The organism is Corallococcus macrosporus (genome assembly GCF_017302985.1).
Lineage (GTDB): Bacteria > Myxococcota > Myxococcia > Myxococcales > Myxococcaceae > Corallococcus > Corallococcus macrosporus_A.
The window spans coordinates 406,502-421,389 of record NZ_JAFIMU010000006.1 but is presented as its reverse complement, the minus strand read 5'-3'; the positions used below and the strand labels follow the sequence as shown (position 1 = coordinate 421,389).

General features: G+C 69.8%; 14 protein-coding genes. 6 read left to right on the top strand and 8 right to left on the bottom strand.

Annotated elements, in window-relative coordinates; genetic code table 11:
- Nucleotides 1-40: 40 nt before the first annotated feature.
- A complete protein-coding gene (locus tag JYK02_RS11490) occupies nt 41-1,033 on the top strand; it encodes an alpha/beta fold hydrolase (protein ID WP_207050968.1) in 993 nt (330 codons plus the stop codon).
- On the opposite strand, the gene JYK02_RS11485 is transcribed toward JYK02_RS11490, so the two are convergent.
- Nucleotides 1,030-1,407, bottom strand: a complete 378-nt coding sequence (locus JYK02_RS11485) for a hypothetical protein (RefSeq protein WP_207050967.1) — start codon at nt 1,405-1,407, stop codon at nt 1,030-1,032. The genes JYK02_RS11490 and JYK02_RS11485 overlap by 4 nt on opposite strands.
- A gap of 37 nt (nt 1,408-1,444) precedes the next feature.
- Here JYK02_RS11485 and JYK02_RS11480 point away from each other — a divergent pair, with 37 nt between their 5' ends.
- Nucleotides 1,445-2,653, top strand: a complete 1,209-nt coding sequence (locus JYK02_RS11480) for an extracellular solute-binding protein (RefSeq protein ID WP_207050966.1) — start codon at nt 1,445-1,447, stop codon at nt 2,651-2,653.
- 24 nt (nt 2,654-2,677) lie between these two features.
- Here JYK02_RS11480 and JYK02_RS11475 read toward each other — a convergent pair whose 3' ends face one another.
- Nucleotides 2,678-4,477 (bottom strand): serine/threonine-protein kinase, encoded by a 1,800-nt coding sequence (locus JYK02_RS11475; RefSeq protein WP_347402467.1) that lies wholly within the window; start codon nt 4,475-4,477, stop codon nt 2,678-2,680.
- 167 nt (nt 4,478-4,644) lie between these two features.
- Here JYK02_RS11475 and JYK02_RS11470 point away from each other — a divergent pair, with 167 nt between their 5' ends.
- Nucleotides 4,645-7,077, top strand: a complete 2,433-nt coding sequence (locus tag JYK02_RS11470; RefSeq protein ID WP_207050965.1) for a PAS domain S-box protein — start codon at nt 4,645-4,647, stop codon at nt 7,075-7,077.
- Here JYK02_RS11470 and JYK02_RS11465 read toward each other — a convergent pair.
- The 4 genes from JYK02_RS11465 to JYK02_RS11450 form a co-directional block, all read right to left on the bottom strand.
- Nucleotides 7,074-7,619 carry a M15 family metallopeptidase gene (locus JYK02_RS11465; RefSeq protein WP_207050964.1) on the bottom strand — a complete coding sequence of 182 codons (546 nt, stop codon included), beginning with the start codon at nt 7,617-7,619 and terminating at the stop codon, nt 7,074-7,076. The two genes, JYK02_RS11470 and JYK02_RS11465, sit on opposite strands and share 4 nt — an antisense overlap.
- 121 nt (nt 7,620-7,740) lie before the next feature.
- Complete coding sequence (locus JYK02_RS11460) at nt 7,741-8,142, bottom strand: MGMT family protein (protein WP_207050963.1); 402 nt, start codon at nt 8,140-8,142, stop codon at nt 7,741-7,743.
- 58 nt (nt 8,143-8,200) lie between these two features.
- Nucleotides 8,201-8,683 (bottom strand): hypothetical protein, encoded by a 483-nt coding sequence (locus JYK02_RS11455; protein WP_207050962.1) that lies wholly within the window; start codon nt 8,681-8,683, stop codon nt 8,201-8,203.
- A 21-nt stretch (nt 8,684-8,704) separates the two neighbouring features.
- Complete coding sequence (locus tag JYK02_RS11450; RefSeq protein ID WP_242588655.1) at nt 8,705-10,312, bottom strand: patatin-like phospholipase family protein; 1,608 nt, start codon at nt 10,310-10,312, stop codon at nt 8,705-8,707.
- Between the two features lie 185 nt (nt 10,313-10,497).
- Between JYK02_RS11450 and JYK02_RS11445 the strand changes: the two genes are divergently transcribed.
- The gene (locus JYK02_RS11445; protein ID WP_207050961.1) at nt 10,498-11,682 is read left to right on the top strand and encodes a DUF7594 domain-containing protein; all 1,185 of its coding nucleotides are present in this window, start codon (nt 10,498-10,500) and stop codon (nt 11,680-11,682) included.
- Nucleotides 11,683-11,689: 7 nt separating this feature from the next.
- On the opposite strand, the gene JYK02_RS11440 is transcribed toward JYK02_RS11445, so the two are convergent.
- The gene (locus JYK02_RS11440) at nt 11,690-12,547 is read right to left on the bottom strand and encodes an alpha/beta fold hydrolase (protein ID WP_207050960.1); all 858 of its coding nucleotides are present in this window, start codon (nt 12,545-12,547) and stop codon (nt 11,690-11,692) included.
- Nucleotides 12,548-12,635: 88 nt separating this feature from the next.
- Here JYK02_RS11440 and JYK02_RS11435 point away from each other — a divergent pair, with 88 nt between their 5' ends.
- Together JYK02_RS11435 and JYK02_RS11430 are read left to right on the top strand one after the other, a co-directional pair.
- On the top strand, nt 12,636-12,989 hold the full coding sequence (locus JYK02_RS11435) for a hypothetical protein (RefSeq protein WP_207050959.1): 354 nt from the start codon (nt 12,636-12,638) through the stop codon (nt 12,987-12,989).
- Nucleotides 12,986-13,252, top strand: coding sequence for a hypothetical protein (locus JYK02_RS11430; protein WP_207050958.1), 267 nt, complete (start codon nt 12,986-12,988; stop codon nt 13,250-13,252). Before JYK02_RS11435 ends, JYK02_RS11430 begins: the two co-directional genes overlap by 4 nt.
- Nucleotides 13,253-13,264: 12 nt before the next feature.
- Here the strand turns inward: JYK02_RS11430 and JYK02_RS11425 are convergent, their stop codons facing one another.
- A complete protein-coding gene (locus tag JYK02_RS11425; protein ID WP_242588654.1) occupies nt 13,265-14,833 on the bottom strand; it encodes a cell division protein FtsK in 1,569 nt (522 codons plus the stop codon).
- Between the last annotated feature and the right edge of the window lie 55 nt (nt 14,834-14,888).

The window sequence follows — 14,888 nt, the reverse complement described above, 5'->3', positions numbered from 1 at the left end:
TGTTCCGTTGTCGCAAGGGGCCATGCAAAGGTTGTCGCCCATGCGAACGTCCTGGCTCCGTCTGTCGTGGGTGTTGTTGCTCTCCGCCTGTGCCACCACTCCGTCGCCGCGGCCGGGCGGCACAGTGGATCCGCTGCACCAGGTGCGTCGGGTGAAGGTGGCGCCGGAGGTCGAGCTGGAGGTGCTCGACTATGGCGGCAAGGGGCCGGCGTTGGTGTTCCTGCCGGGCCTGGGGAGCACCGGCCACGTCTACGACGTGCTGGCGCCGGAGTTCCTCGCCACGCACCACGTCTATGCCTTCACGCGGCGAGGCTTTGGCGCGTCCAGCTGGCCCGCGACCGGCTACGACAGCGCGACGCTGGGGCACGACGTGCTGGCCGCGCTGGATGGGTTGGGCCTCCAGAAGGCGACGCTCGCGGGGCACTCGCTCGCGGGGGATGAGTTGAGCTGGATGGGGCTGAACCATCCGGACCGGGTGGAGGCGCTCATCTTCCTGGACGCCACGGACAACCGGGGGGAGATCGCCACGTTCCTGAAGCCCGGTCCGCTGCCGCCGCTGCCGTTCACGGTGCTGGACGGGCAGCCATCACGTGAGGCGGTGACGGCGCTGCTGGCGCGCGACCTGGGCGGACCGTTCCCTCCGCACGAGATTGATCAGGCGTATGAGTTCGACGCCACCACCGGTGCATACCTGCGCTACCACCGGCATCCCGAGTCGACCGAGCAGAGCATCCGGGGCTCGGCCGAGCCGGACTACGCGAAGCTGCGGAGCCCCGTGCTGGCCATCTCCGACGATCAGGCCTTCGCGGGCTGGGTGGCATACCTGTCCCAGGCGGAGAACGTCCCGGCCGACCTGCGCGAGCGGGCCCGGGTCTTCCTCCCGGAGCTGCGCCAGCACGAGGCCGCCCAGGAGGCCCTGCTCAAGAGCCTGCCGAACTGGAAGGTGGTCACGCTCCCAGGGGCGGGACACTACCTCTGGCTCACGCGGCATGCGGAGGTCGTCTCCGCGATGCGCGCCTTCCTCGCGCGCTAGGAGTTCTCCTCACGCTTCGGCAAGAGCGTGAGGAGCCGCCGGAAGGCCCATGCGTGGGACGCGATCAACAGGACGATCGCGCCCACCGCGTAAGCGAACATCGTCTCGTGCTGCAGCTCGTCGTCGTGGAAGGAGGCGGCGATGCCGAGCAGCGCCGCGCCCAGGGCGGGGAGCCCGCCGACGACCAGCACGCCCATGGAGATTCGCGCGGAGCGGGGTTGGCTCACCGTCAGGCCGATGATGCCCGCGATGAGGACCCACAGGTAGACAGGCGGGAGCAACACGAGCCCGACGAGCCCGCTCATGTCACTGGCCCAGGCGGGCACCGCCGCCAGGAACACCCCCACCGCCAGCATCCGCTTCGGATCACGCATCGTCGGACCATCATCCAATCAAGAGAGGTCACCTGTCATGAGCTGGAGAACCCTGAGCCTCCCCGTTGTCCTGTTCCTGAGCGCCTGCTCGGAGTCTTCTGATCCCGACCCCACGCCCAGGCGTCCGCTGAAGGCAGTCCTGTTCCCATACATCCCGGATTCCGTCGGGGACAACTTCGCCAGCCTGGAGCAGCGGCTGGAGACGGACTTCGAGAAGGCCCATCCGGAGATCGACCTGGACGTCGTGTTCGACGCCAGCCTGGATGTCTATGACCTGGATGAAGGGGGGACGCTGAACAAGCTCCTTGGCGCGGAGGCTGGGGCCGCCCAGGTGGTGGAGGTGGACACGCTGCTGCTTGGCTCGCTCGCGGCGAAGGGGTGGATCCAGCCCGTCGGGCCGGAGGCGGGCGTCATGCATCCCGCGGCCGAGGAGGCTGTCCGCATCGACGGCCAGAGCTACGGCGTGCCCACCTACCTGTGCACCAACGTCGTCTACTCGCGGACCACGAACATCCGCTCGGCCACCGACAGCGCGTCGCTGGTGCGGATCCTCCGCGAGGCGGCTCCTGGCAAGCGCCCGCTGGCGACGAACCTCGATGGGAGCTGGACGCTGCCTTCCTCGTACATCGATGCCTGGGCGGACACGCATCCGGGGGATGCGCTCGCGAAGGCCATCTCCCTGCCGCTCGACTCCGCGACGGTGGGAGCGTTCGAGGAGGTCGTCGACAGCTGCTCGCTCGAGGCGGGCGTGAACCCGTGCCTGGATGGCACCTACGCGGACAACTCGGTGGCGGAAGAGTCCTTCGCCGCGGAGCAGGCCAACGGCTTCATGGGCTACACCGAGCGGCTGTTCTACATCCTCAAGGCCAATCCCTCCATGCCGCTCCCGGAGGTCATCTCGGTTCCGCTGGGCACGGGCTCCGCGCCCGCGGTCTTCGTGGACGCGCTGGTGCTCAACGCGAGCTGCACCGGGACGTGCGCGGAGGACGCCCGGGCCTTCACGTCGTTCATGCAGGCCCCCGCGACGCGCAGCCTCATCGCCTTCAGTGAGGACGGCCCCGCGGGCACCCGGCCTCGCTACCTGCTTCAGGCCAACCGCGCCTTCTATCAGCAGGAACCCGCGCGCTCCGACCCGATGTACCCGCAGTACGAAGCCATCCTGAGCGGCGCGCGGCCCTATCCCAACCAGCACTTCCCCGAGAACCGGAAGGCGCTCCAGGCGGCCCTGCTCAAGGACCTACAGTGATTCAGCGCGGGCCGTCCGTCCGCTTCAGCGTCGCGACCGGAGCGGCAGGGTGGGTTCTTCCGCCACAGGCCTGGAGGCGATGACCTCGGTGGGCGCCGTGGTCTCGAGCGTGTCCGAGACCACGGTTGCCGCCACGGAGGGCCTGCTCCGCAGCAGGGCCTCCACCTCTCCGGGCGTGGGGTCGCTCAATGCCAGCAATCGCTGCTCACGGGCCCAACGCTCCGGGGAGTTCGCACGCAGCCAGACGGCGAGGTCCACCGCCGGCAACAATTGACGCACCGGCTCCAGCGCCCGGTGGAAGGCGCTGGCGCTCGCGAAGCGGTGCTCCGGGTGCGGCTGGAGCGCCACCTCCAGGACCTGCCGGAGGATGCGCGAGGCCTCGGGAGCCTCCACCCGCTCCACGGCCTTCAACTGGCTGGGGGATGGAGGCATCATCCGCGACAGCGTGCGCGTGAGCAGTTCGAAGAGGACGCAGCCCAGCGCGAAGAGGTCACCGGACGGAGTCGCGTCGGCACCTTCCATCCGCTCGGGAGGCATGTACGCCAGCTTCCCGATGATGCCGCCCACCTGCGTGAGGCGGCCGTCGCCAGCCGGCCGGGACACCCCGGTGACTCGCTCCGGGGGCGCCCCGGCCCGCTGGGCGATGCCGAAGTCCACCACCTTCACCACGCCGTCGAAGGAGACGACCAGGTTGTCCGTGCTGATGTCCCGGTGGGTGACGCCCTGCTCGTGGGCGTAGGCCAGTCCGCGCAGCGCCTGCTGGCAGATCTCGACCATCACCTCCAGCGGCAGCGCCCCGGCGCTCGTGGCGCGCTGGACGAGCTCCAGCACGTTCACGCCGCTCAGGTACTCCATGACGATGAACCACGCGCCGTCCACCTGGCCCAGGTCATGGACGGACACGATGTTCGGGTGGTGCAGGCGCGCGGAGGTGCGCGCCTCGCCGATGAAGCGCTGCACGCGGACCTCCGCGGACTCCGCTTCGTCCCCGTCGTCCCCCTCCAGCATCCGCTTGAGGACGACCAGCCGGTGGAAGCCCGCCCGGCCGGTGCGCAATGCCAGCCATACCTCGCCCATGCCGCCTCGCCCCAGGCGTGAGAGCCGCCGGTAGCGGTGGATGCCCGTCCCCAGGTCCGCGCCGCGCAACGAGCGCGCCGTCAGGATGGCCAGCGCCGTGGAGGACAGCAGCAGGAACGGCAGCCCCACCAGCGGCAGCACGTGGAAGCCATCCACCCACCCGAGGTCCACCGCGAGCTCTCGCAGCAGGAGCGCCAGCGCACAGAGCGCCGCGGCGAGCACGGCCGCCGCCATCGCGCCCCGCCGCTTCAGCAGCCGCGCCGCCTCGACGGTCCAGAGCGTTCCCACGCCCACCGAGAGCAGCCAGAACAGGGGCAGCCCCAGCTCCGCGGTCGCGTGCTCCAACTGGTTCGCGGTCATCCCCTCCACGGCGGAGGCCCCGAGCGAGCGCACGACGTCCAGCACCCGCACCGCGCCCAGCGCGACCGCCACCCCCAGCACGGTCCGCCGCCAGCGCGTGAGCGGCAGGTCCAGCAGCGACCAGACGACGCGCAGCAGGGTGTAGGGCAGGGGAATCGAAGTCAGGGCCCCCAACAGCAGCCACGCGCGCGAGTCCGTGAGCGTCACCGCGGTTTCGGCGCGTGTCATGCCCGCCGTGAGGCTGATGGCCGCGAAGCCCAGGAAGCTGCACGCCAGCCAGAGCTGGACGCGCTGCGAACGCACCGCCACCCACGTGGCGAAATGCACCAGCGCGAGCACGGTGAAGGCGCCGCTGAGCGCCAGGTGCACCATCGTGTAGGAGTTCACGGCCCGGAATCCTGCTCTCACCCAGGAATTCCTGTCCAACCCGTGCCCCCGGATGGCAGGTGACAGTGTCACGCCCGCGCCTGGGAGAGAGGCAAGCGACGTCTGGCACATGGGCTGGCGAGCCCCCATCGTTGGAGAGGGAGGAGTCCGTTCCAGCCACACGTCCCATGGATCGCTTGCACGACAGCCCCGCGCATCCGTCCCCGAGCGCCACGCCGAGAGGGCAGAGCCGACTCCTGGAGGCCGTCCTCGCCAGCATGGGCGAGGGGCTCATGGTGGCGGACGACCTGCAGCGACTCGTGTTCATGAACCCGAAGGCGGAGCTCATCCTGGGCATGGGGCCCACGGACAAGCCTGTCAGCCGTTGGCCCGAGCACTACGGGCTCTATCTGCCGGACCAGGTCACGCTCTATCCGCCCGAGCGCCTGCCCATGAGCCGGGCGCTCCGTGGCGAGGTCGTCAGTCGCGAGGAGGTCTTCCTGTGCAACGCCGAGCGGCCGGCGGGGACCTGGCTGCACGTCAGCTCCAGCCCGGTTCGCGACGAGACAGGCGAGGTCCGGGGCGGGGTCTCCGTCGTCAGCGACGTCACCGACCGCAAGCGGTTCGAGGACACGCTGCGGTCGGCCGGCGACAAGTACCGGTCGCTCTACAACAACACGCCCGTGATGATGCACTCCATCGACACGCATGGGCGCCTCATCAGCGTCAGCGATTGCTGGTTGAGCACGTTGGGCTACGAGCGCGCGGAGGTGCTCGGGCACGACTCGGTGGAGTTCCTGACGCCGGAGTCCCGTCGCTTCGCGCGAGAGGTCGTCCTCCCCGAGTACTTCAGGACGGGGGCTTGCTGGAACGTGCCGTACCAGATCATGAAGAAGAACGGAGAGCCCATCGACGTGCTGCTGTCCGCCATCGCGGAGCGGGACGTCTCCGGCAAGGTGGTCCGTTCGCTCGCGGTGCTCATCGACGTGACGGAGCGCAAGCGGACGGAGGGCGCGCTGCTGGAGAGCGAGAAGCGGCTGCGCGCCATCCTGGACAACGCGCCGACGGTGTTCTTCCTGCTGGATACCCAGGAGCGGTTCCTGTTCGTGAACCGAGAATGGGAGCGGCTCTTCCACCGCACCCGGGAGCAGGTCGCGGGGAGGACCGTCTTCGACGTCTTCCGCCCGGACATCGCCGAGGCCCTGCACCGGGCCAACCGGGACATCTTCAAGGCCGGCGTCTCCGTGGAGCGGGAGGAGCGGCTGGCCCACGACGACGGCATCCACATCCACCTCACGCAGAAGTTCCCGCTCCGCGACGCGACGGGCACGGTCTACGCGCTCTGCGGCATCGCCACGGACATCACCGAGCGCAAGCAGATGGAGGTCTCCCAGCGCTTCCTCGCCGAGGCGAGCCGCGAGCTGGTGGCCTCGCTCGACTACGAGACCACGCTCCAGCGCGTCGCGGAGCTGGCGGTGCCCGTGCTCGCGGACCTGTGTGTCGTCTTCGTGCGGACGGAGACGGAGCCCCTGCGGCCGGTGGCGATGGCGGACCATTCACCCGCCCGCGCCGCGGCCGTGCGCGAGTTCCTCCAGCGTCACCCGCCCGATCCGGAGGCGCCCCATGGTCCCGCCCACATCGTGTCCACCGGGAGCCTGGAGACGTCCGAGGCGTCGAAGGGGCTGCTGGATCCGCTGGGGCTGGCGGAGGAGCGCTGGGCGCTGGTGCGGACGCTCCAGGGCCGGCCGACGCTCGGCGTGCCCCTCAGGGCGCGAGGCCGCACCCTGGGCGTGCTGTACCTCGTCTCTCCCGCGCCGGGGCGCACGTATACGCAAGCGGAGCTGGCGTTGACGGAAGAGCTGGGCCGCAGGGCCGCCGTCGCCATCGACAACGCGCAGCTGTATTGCTCGGCGCAGGAGTCCATCCGTGCGCGGGATGAGTTCCTGTCCATCGCCTCGCACGAGCTGAAGACCCCGCTCACCTCCATGCGGCTGCGCGTGCAGCAGTTGGAGTCCGCCGTCGCGGCTTCGCGCACGCTGCCCGTGGAGAGGGTGGCGAAGTTGCTGGAGGTCTTCAAATCCCAGCTCCAGCGGCTGTCACACCTGGCGGAGCACCTGCTGGACGTCTCGCGGATCAACGAGAAGCGGCTCACCCTGCGCCCGGAGGAGCTGGACCTGACGTCGCTGGCGCGGGACGTGACGGACCACCTGGCGGAGCAGTTCCAGAAGGCGGGCTGCCGGTTCGAGCTGCTGGCGCCGGAGCCGGTATGGGGCGCATGGGACCGGCTGCGGATGGAGCAGATCATGCTCCACCTGCTGACCAACGCGATGAAGTACGGCGCGGGGCGGCCCATCCGGATGGAGGTGACGAGCCACGAGGGAAGAGCGCGGCTCGTCGTCGAGGACCACGGCATGGGCATTCCGCTCGAAGCCCAGGCCCGCATCTTCGAGCGCTTCGAGCGCGCCGCCTCCCGCAACTACGGAGGGCTTGGCCTGGGGCTCTTCATCACGCGCCAGTTGGTGGAGGCACACGGCGGAAGCATCCGTGTCGAAAGCGAGCCGGGGCAGGGGGCGACGTTCATCGTGGAGCTGCCGCCTCGCACGCCCACGGACCGCGCCTAGCTCGCGTCCTGGCGGACCACGGCGGGCGTGGGGCCCACGTTCAGGGGACGGCCCAGGCAGTCCTCGCCGGACTCGGGCGTGGAGGTGCTCCGGGGCCGGTACTCCCAGTGCCATGGCTCCGACGCCACGGTGCGGCGGAAGCCGAAACGGCAGGCGTTGCCCGCGAGCCAGTCATACGTGGGCGACGCCTCCTCGCTGCCCACCACCAGGTCCACCGCGAGCCCGCGGTTGTGATTGGAGCGGCCCGGCCGCGCGGCCTTGGGCCCCAGCCCCTTGCGGTACAGACGCCAGAGGTAGCGCTGCTTCTGGTACGAACGCCACCCGCTCGTCACCAGCAACGGCTGCCCCGCCGTGCGCGCCTCCGCCGCCATGCGCTCGAAGGCCGCCGCCGCGTCGCGGTGGAGCCGGTGGCCGCTGTGGATCCGCACCAGGCGCGGCGCCTTCGCCTTCGCCTTGCGGACCTTCACTTCCTTCGCGAACCCCACGGGGGCCAGCAGACAAACGAGGAGCACGAGGCCCCAGCGGAGCAGGGGAGAGGACATTCTTCGGAGGTCCAAGCAGTTGGCGGGGACACAAGGCTGACGCCTTTACTCCGCGCTGAAAAGCAGACGGGCAGCCGAGCGCTTTCGCCTCGTGCCCGCATGCCTGGACGGTCCGTGAGCCCTAGAAGAGCTTGAGCTGCGCGTCGGGTGCGGGCGCGTCCCGGGGCGGCAGCACGGTGAAGCCGTGGGCGCGTGCCCAGGCCTCGCTCGGGCCCTTCCAGTGGTGCGCATCCATGCGCACGTGGCCCGCGTCGTCAAAGGCGACGCCCTCGGCCTCCAGCAGCTCGCGCTGGCGGTGGCCGGAGGTGCTGATGCCTCCCGTGCGGTTGATGATCCGCTGCCAGGGCACGGTCGCCGCGCGCGAGCCGAGCGCCGCCATCGCGTGCCCCACGGTGCGCGCATCACAGCCGCCACCGACGATGGCGGCGATGTCTCCGTAGGTGGCCACCTGTCCGGAGGGCACCTGTTCGCAGACGCGGTAGATGCGCTCGATGGGGTCCTGCGTGTCGGTGGGGGATGCCATCGGGTCTCCGGGCAGGGGGCTGCCCGAATCCTACTCATGGCATCCGCCAATGCACGCATTACCCGAGGCATCTCCAAACGAGGAGCCAATCCCCCACGGCAGGCTCTTCCAGGCGTACCTCGCGCGAGTCGACCGGGAGCCGCTGGAGTCCCTTCCCGGCGTCGACCAGTGCGAGCCGGTAGGTACGGATGTCCGCCCCGTCGTCCGTCAACTCCACCCGGGCCTCGAAGGGCTCACACCTCTGGGTTGTCACCTCGATGACCCAGCCGTTGAGCTCAAGCGATCGTGGAGATGAGGCCTCAAGTCGGCGCACCAGGAGTCCGTCGGGGCTTCCGAAGCCTTGGGCCGCTTCAAGCTCGGACAGGCGCACACGCAGCAGGTACTCCAATGCCAGGGCCACGGAGTCCACGCGCGACCAACGCTCATTGGGATGCCTGACATCGAGGACGCTCCGGACCGCGACCGCGAGTTCGCGCTCGCAGCGTCGAACCACGCCCTCCTCATCGCCAGGGAGGGCATCGATATTTCGCTCTCGCGTCATGGCGCCCTCCCATTCAGAAGACTAGGCCGCCACGACCTGCCGCTCCGTCGACGGCGCGCCGGCCTGGTTGAGCACGGCCCACTCCTGGCGCAGGCGCTGGTACAGGGCATTCAGCGGCTGGCCCGGGGCTTCGTACTGTCCCACGTGGTGCTCCACGATGTGGCGCAGGAGCACGAAGCAGATGGTGGCGGCTCCGGCGCCCTCCACCGTCGTGAACTGGGCCGGGGACGTGAACCACAACGTCGTGGGCATCTGGCAGGCCTGCGTGCCCAGGGACACCAGGTGCGCTCCGGGCTTGAGCCAGGGGTGCTTCGCGAACAGGTTCGGCCGGTCCACCGTGAGCGCGCCGATGAGGTTGGAGATGCGCCGGTCCTTGAACCGCGTGTCCCCATACACCTGACCGAACACCAGCCCGCGCACCCGCTTCATGAACACCTGCGACGTCAGCGCCAGCATCGACGTCACGCGCAGCACCAGCATCTGCGCGAACTCCAGCACCGTGAGCTTCTTGAACGACGGCCAGACGTCCAGGTCCATCTGCCGCTTGAGCAGGGCCATGACGTCCTCCAGGCGGGCACGGCCCCAGACCAGCGCCGTCGCCACCGACGCGGTCAGCACCCCGGGAATCAGATAGAGGAAGTAGTCCCGGGGCTCCCAGTTCCCTTCGCGGGCGGTCTCGAACCCTCGCCACGCCAGGATGGCGGCGGAGAGCAGGGTGAGGAAGAACAGCCCATATGCCATCCAGGAGATGCCATTCAGCGTCACCCAGCCGCGCTTCGTGGGATTCTCCGGGACGTTGTACATCTGCGAGCTCTGGACGCTGACGTCGGAGATGACCAGCGTGGGCGGCGGATCCACTCGGGCGTACGCGAGCAACAGGCTGTCGATGCCCTGGTTGTCATAGATGCCGCCGTCCATCAGCGGCAGGCCGCTCTGGAAGTTCGGCCCCAGCGCCGCCAGCGCGGTGTCGAGCGGGTAGGCCTGGGGCCAGTGGAACTGCTGCGGGAAGACCAGCGGCTCGAAACCGCCCGGGAAGCAGGACGACGCGGCCGCGACATCCGCCAGCCGCACGTGCTGCGCCACCGGGCGCGGCAGCCGGTAGCTGTTGTTGCCGAGGATCGTGCTCGGGTTGCCGCTGCGCCGGAAGCGGAAGTCCAGGCCCGAGTGGAACTCGGTGGTGTTGAAGGTGGCCTCCTGGAGCTGGAGCCCGCTGGCGTCCAGGACCTCTCCGAGGCGCCGGTCGCCGAGGAAGTCGGGCCGGGCATACACGTCCGAGGCGGACCGGATGAGGCTGGCCCACGCATGGCTGCCGTGATCGCGGTTGGACGTCAGCACGGTCAGCGCTTCGGCAATCACATTCGTCCGCAGCAGGTACGCGGAGAACGTCTCGTGAAACACCTTGAACGGCTTGCCGTCCAGCTGGCTTACCACCCAGGCCAGGCCCGTGAGCGTTCCGCCGGACACCGTGGACAGGCCCACGACATCCGACAGCAGTCCCACGGTGTCGAGGAACCGCAGCGTCCCCAGGTGGAACGCCGCCGCGCGATAGCCGCCGCCGGACAGCGACAGCGCGAGCGGACCGAGCGGACCGTGTTTCTCTGCGACAGGGGGCGTGGAGTCTTGGCTCATAGGGCTGGCCACGAGCCTAAACCAGATCGACCCAAGGCCGTTCCTCCCCTGGGCAGGCCGGATGCCCTCGCGTTGTACCGGCGTGTCCTCCTCACGCACCCGCGCTTCCCCGCTCGCCTCGGGTTGAGACGTTGTTTCGTGGGCATACGGGATGCACTTCGCGCGGGTACATCCTGGGGGTGGGTATGGCACTGAAGTGCGCGGGGAGCGTGGCGGGCCTGGGCCTGCTGCTTTTGGCGGGAACGGGTTGTGGGCCGCAAGGAGAGGAGGCGGGCGACCTGGACGCACTGGAGCTCGCGGACGAGGAGGTGGCCCCGATGCCCGAGGGGCAACAGGCCTCCGCCCTGTCACCGGGCCGGACGAACTCCGCCCGCCCGAGCGCTGACGCACGGACGGACGCGAGCTCGGAGCAGACGAACTACGGCGACACCACGCGGCTGCGCGCGGACGGCTCTCCCGCCTCCGAGTCCTTCCTGCGCTTCGACTTCGTGGGGCTGGGCGCGCCCGTGAACAACGCGAAGCTGCGCCTGTACGCGACCACTGGCTCCAAGAGCACGCTGACCGCGTGGCCCGTGTCCAACACCTGGACCGAATCCACCATCACCTGGGACAACCGCCCCCTGTATCAAGGCGGGCCGGTGATTCACTCGTCGCTCCCTGTCGAGGACGAGTCCTGGGTGGAGCTGGACGCCACGGAGGTGGTGCAGGGGGACGGCACGTACAGCTTCGGCGTGGGAATGGGCTCGCCGGACGGCGCCAGCTTCGTGTCGCGCAACAGCACCCTGGAGCAGCTGCGGCCCATCCTCTTCGTCAACACGGAGCCCGCCAACTGCACGCCCGGCACCCTGGTGGAGAGCTACGAGGTGTATCACCCGGACCGCGTGTTCTACGTGTCCGAGTCCTCGCCGGACTCACGCCTGTCCCGCAAGACGTCGCTCTGGGTGGACGCGGACGTGGCACGTGAGACCTTCCTCAGCTTCATCGTGGACCCGCGTGGACGTGACATCAAACGCGCGGTCCTGGCCTTCAGCTCGCGCGATGACGGCACCCAGCACGGCCCCGGCCTCTACAGGGTGGTGCCGGGGACCTGGACGCCAGGGAGCCGCACCTGGAACTCGCGTCCCCAACTGGAGCCCACCCCCATCGCGCAGATGGGGCCCATCCCCCGGTTCACCACGGTGAAGCTGGACATGACGGAGCTCGTGCGAAACAGCAGTGGCACGCTGGGGGGCAACGGCACGGGGTTCCGGCTGGAGTTCGGGCTGCGCAGCGACTCCTCGGACGGTGTGGAGTTCTACTCGCCCTACGGCGCGTCGGACGCGGTGTGGCCCCGGCTGGCGCTGTACTTCGACCGGCCCTGTCCTCCGTGACCAGGCGCTACCCGGACCGCGCGACCTGAAGGGAGTCCTCCACGGCGTCCAGGTGTTCCCGCAGCAGTGCGTTGACGCGCGCCGCGAAGCGCAGCGTGACGCCGTGTGAGGCATTGGGAACCTCCACGAAGCGCGCACCAGGGATTCCCACCGCCAGGGCCTGCCCGGCGGTGGGCGGCGCGATGGGGTCGTGCGTGGCGCTCACGACCAGGGTCGGCAGGCCCGCCAGCCCCTGGAGGAACGGCGTGGCGTCCGCCTTCGCCATGGCGCGGAACTGGCGCATCGCCACGGGGGGCTGATCCGCGAGGTCATGGTCGAACAGCTCCGCGAGCTGCGCCGCCAGCGCGTCCTTGTCGGCGTGCTCCAGCTCCTGGGGCGCCAGCACCATCCGGAGGAAGGCATGGCGCCGCATGCGCCGCGTGCCGAGCTGCGTGCGCAGGCCCATGAGCAGCATCCGCGGCGTGAGCCGGGTGGGCACCGCGCCCGTCGCGAACGTGCACAGCAGCGCGAGGCTGCGCACCCGCTCGCGGGCCCGGTGCGCGAGGTACAGCGCCACCAGCCCACCCAGCGAGTGCCCCATGACGTGCGCGCTCTTCCACCCCTGCGCATCCATCAGCGCGAGCACGTCCTCCGCCATCAGCTCCACCGTCAGCGCGTCGCCCGCGGGCTGACTGGCGCCGAAGCCCCGGTTGTCCAGACAGAGACAGCGGAAGCGCGAGGCCAGCCCCTCCACCTGGGGCCGCCAGCCGGTGGCGCCGATGCCCACCCCCTGGATCATCACCACCGGAGGCCCGTCTCCCTCCACGAACCAGCTCAGCGTGCAGCCCCGGTGCAAGGTGCTCTGTCGGCGGTAGGCGGGATTCATGAAGGCTCCTGACGCAAAGAGACACAAGGCTACCCTGTTCCCGGGGTGTATGGCGTTTCACGTCGGAGTTGGAGCAGGCTCCCGGCCCATGCCAATTCCATCCTCGCATCGTCGCAAGGTCGTGCCCGCGGCACTCTTCTGCGCGGGGCTCGCGCTGGGCTGGCCCCTGTTCGCGGGCGCGAAGCTCCAGGGCAATGTCTGTGATCCGCTGAATGACGAAGCCGAGGGCATCCGGCTGCGCCTCGTGTCGGCGACCGCGGATGGCGTCTCCATCATCCCCGCGCAGGGGCCGGGCCCCATTGGCGCCGTCTACAACGTGTGGGCCGTGCGGCCGGCGGAGGGCGCGCCCAACGAGTTCGCGAAGGCCACGCTCTTCGAGGCCGAGCCGACGGAAGGCACGGGCGAGCTCTACCGGGACCTCACCCTGGAGAGGGCGCCATGAGGAAGGCCGGCATCGTGCTCGCGGGCATGCTGACGAGTGCCCTGGCCTCCTCGCTGTTGACGGCCTGTTGTCCGGACCGCCCCCCACGGGTGACCTTCTTGCTCCCGTTTGGAACCTACAGGGCGATCTCGTCCACGGCGGACACGAACTACCGCCTCGTCATCTCCGAGGACGGCGCCACCGTGGTGGAGACCTTCGAGCGTGGGGGCAAGGCCTACCGGCAGGAGTACCGGGTGACGGAGCGGCTGGAGACCGACATCTAGAAGTCCGCCCCGTCAGGGCACGGTGTAGAGCCCGACGACGTTCGGGTCCAGCGTGGCGCTGGAGATGCGCAGGCCAGTGGCGCCGCTGACGTTCGCGGCGTCCGTCACGCCCAGGTCCGCCAGCGAGAACGACACGCCTCCCAGCTTGGACTGCACCGTGCCCACCGGGTTGCCGGTGAGGCTGGCCACGCCGCTCGTGTACGAGACGGTCGCCAGCGCGGTGGAGGCGTTGCCCGCCGCCGAAACGGTGAAGTCGCTCGCGAGCAGCGCCAGCGAGTACATGCCCACGGCCTGGTTGGACGCGTTGACCAGCGTGACGGTGGCGTCGTCGCCCAGTGCAGTGGAGGTGGGCGTGCTGTCGAGGATGAAGAAGCGCGTCTTCGCGGTGAAGGCCGAGCCGAACTGGAAGTGGCCTGTGTTCACGTTGTTCGCGCCGTCATGGGCGCTCAAGCCCGTGGCCGCCGCGTTGGCGTTCGCGGGCACCATGCCCCGGGCGCTGGGCGTGTTGGTGCTCGTGATGCCATTGGCCGTCGCGCCCACGAGGTTGGTGAACGTCCCCTCCGAAGTCGTGAGCGACGCGAGCTGAGCATCTCCGGTGAGGTTGGCCGGCGTCCCCGCCGTCACCGAGCCCGAGAACGTCGCGCCGGTGATGCGCAGGCGCGTGGGGACGCTCACGACCGGATCCGCCAGCGCGTTGATCTCGTAGGCGACGCGGTGGAGGTTCGCCGCGTCGGCCGCGCTGATGCCCAGGTCCGCCGCCGCGCTGCCCGCGCCCGTCGCCAGGGTGCGAGGGTCGGCCTGCGTGACCTTCGCGAACAGCACCGCCGCGGACAGGTAGCTGCCGTACTTGCTGGAGTGCCGGCTGTCCTGGGCGCTCCACAGGTTGAACATCCCGGGGGAGATGCCATCCGCGGGGTTCGGGTCGGCCAGGTTCTGGTCCACCGCGCGCATGAAGCCGTCCCCCACGCGGGCGACGCCGGTGAAACCCAGGTCGCGGAAGGCCTTGAAGTAGGCGTCGCGCAGGTCGATCTGCATCGCCTGCAACCCGGCGGTGCCGCTCGGATAGCCCTGCGTGCCGGCGGACGCCGGGGACGACCACGTCTCGTACAGGAACAGGTTCGCGGAAGGGTTCGCGGCGCGCACCAGCGTGCGCAGGTCCCGCGCGGCATCCGTGAAGCTCGTGGGCGAGCCGCCGCGCGCCGTGGGCAGCGGCGTGGTGCTCTGCTCCTGGAGCACGACGGCGTTCCAGGTGGCCTGGCCGATGATTGCCGCCTTGTTGGTGTGGTGCCACCGGAGCGACTGGCCGCTGGCCGTCTCCAGGCTCACGTTGAACGCGAAGCCGGCCTGCGTGGTCAGCTTCTTGAAGATGCCAGGGATGCCGCCCTGACCGGAGCCGTTCGTGTCGGTGACGGCGGCCTTGTTGTACGAATAGGCGGGCTCCTCGTTGCCGTGCGTGAAGCTGTTGCCCACGAAGAGGATGTTGCCGCTGGTGATGGCGGCCGTGGCGCGGCCCAGGTCGTCCTGCTCCGGCTCTGGGAGGGGCGCGCAGCCCGCCTGGGTCGCGAGGACACCCCAAGCCATGAAGCCCAGCACTCGCGGGGGAAACAACGCATCCAGTCGGCAACCGCGCATGACG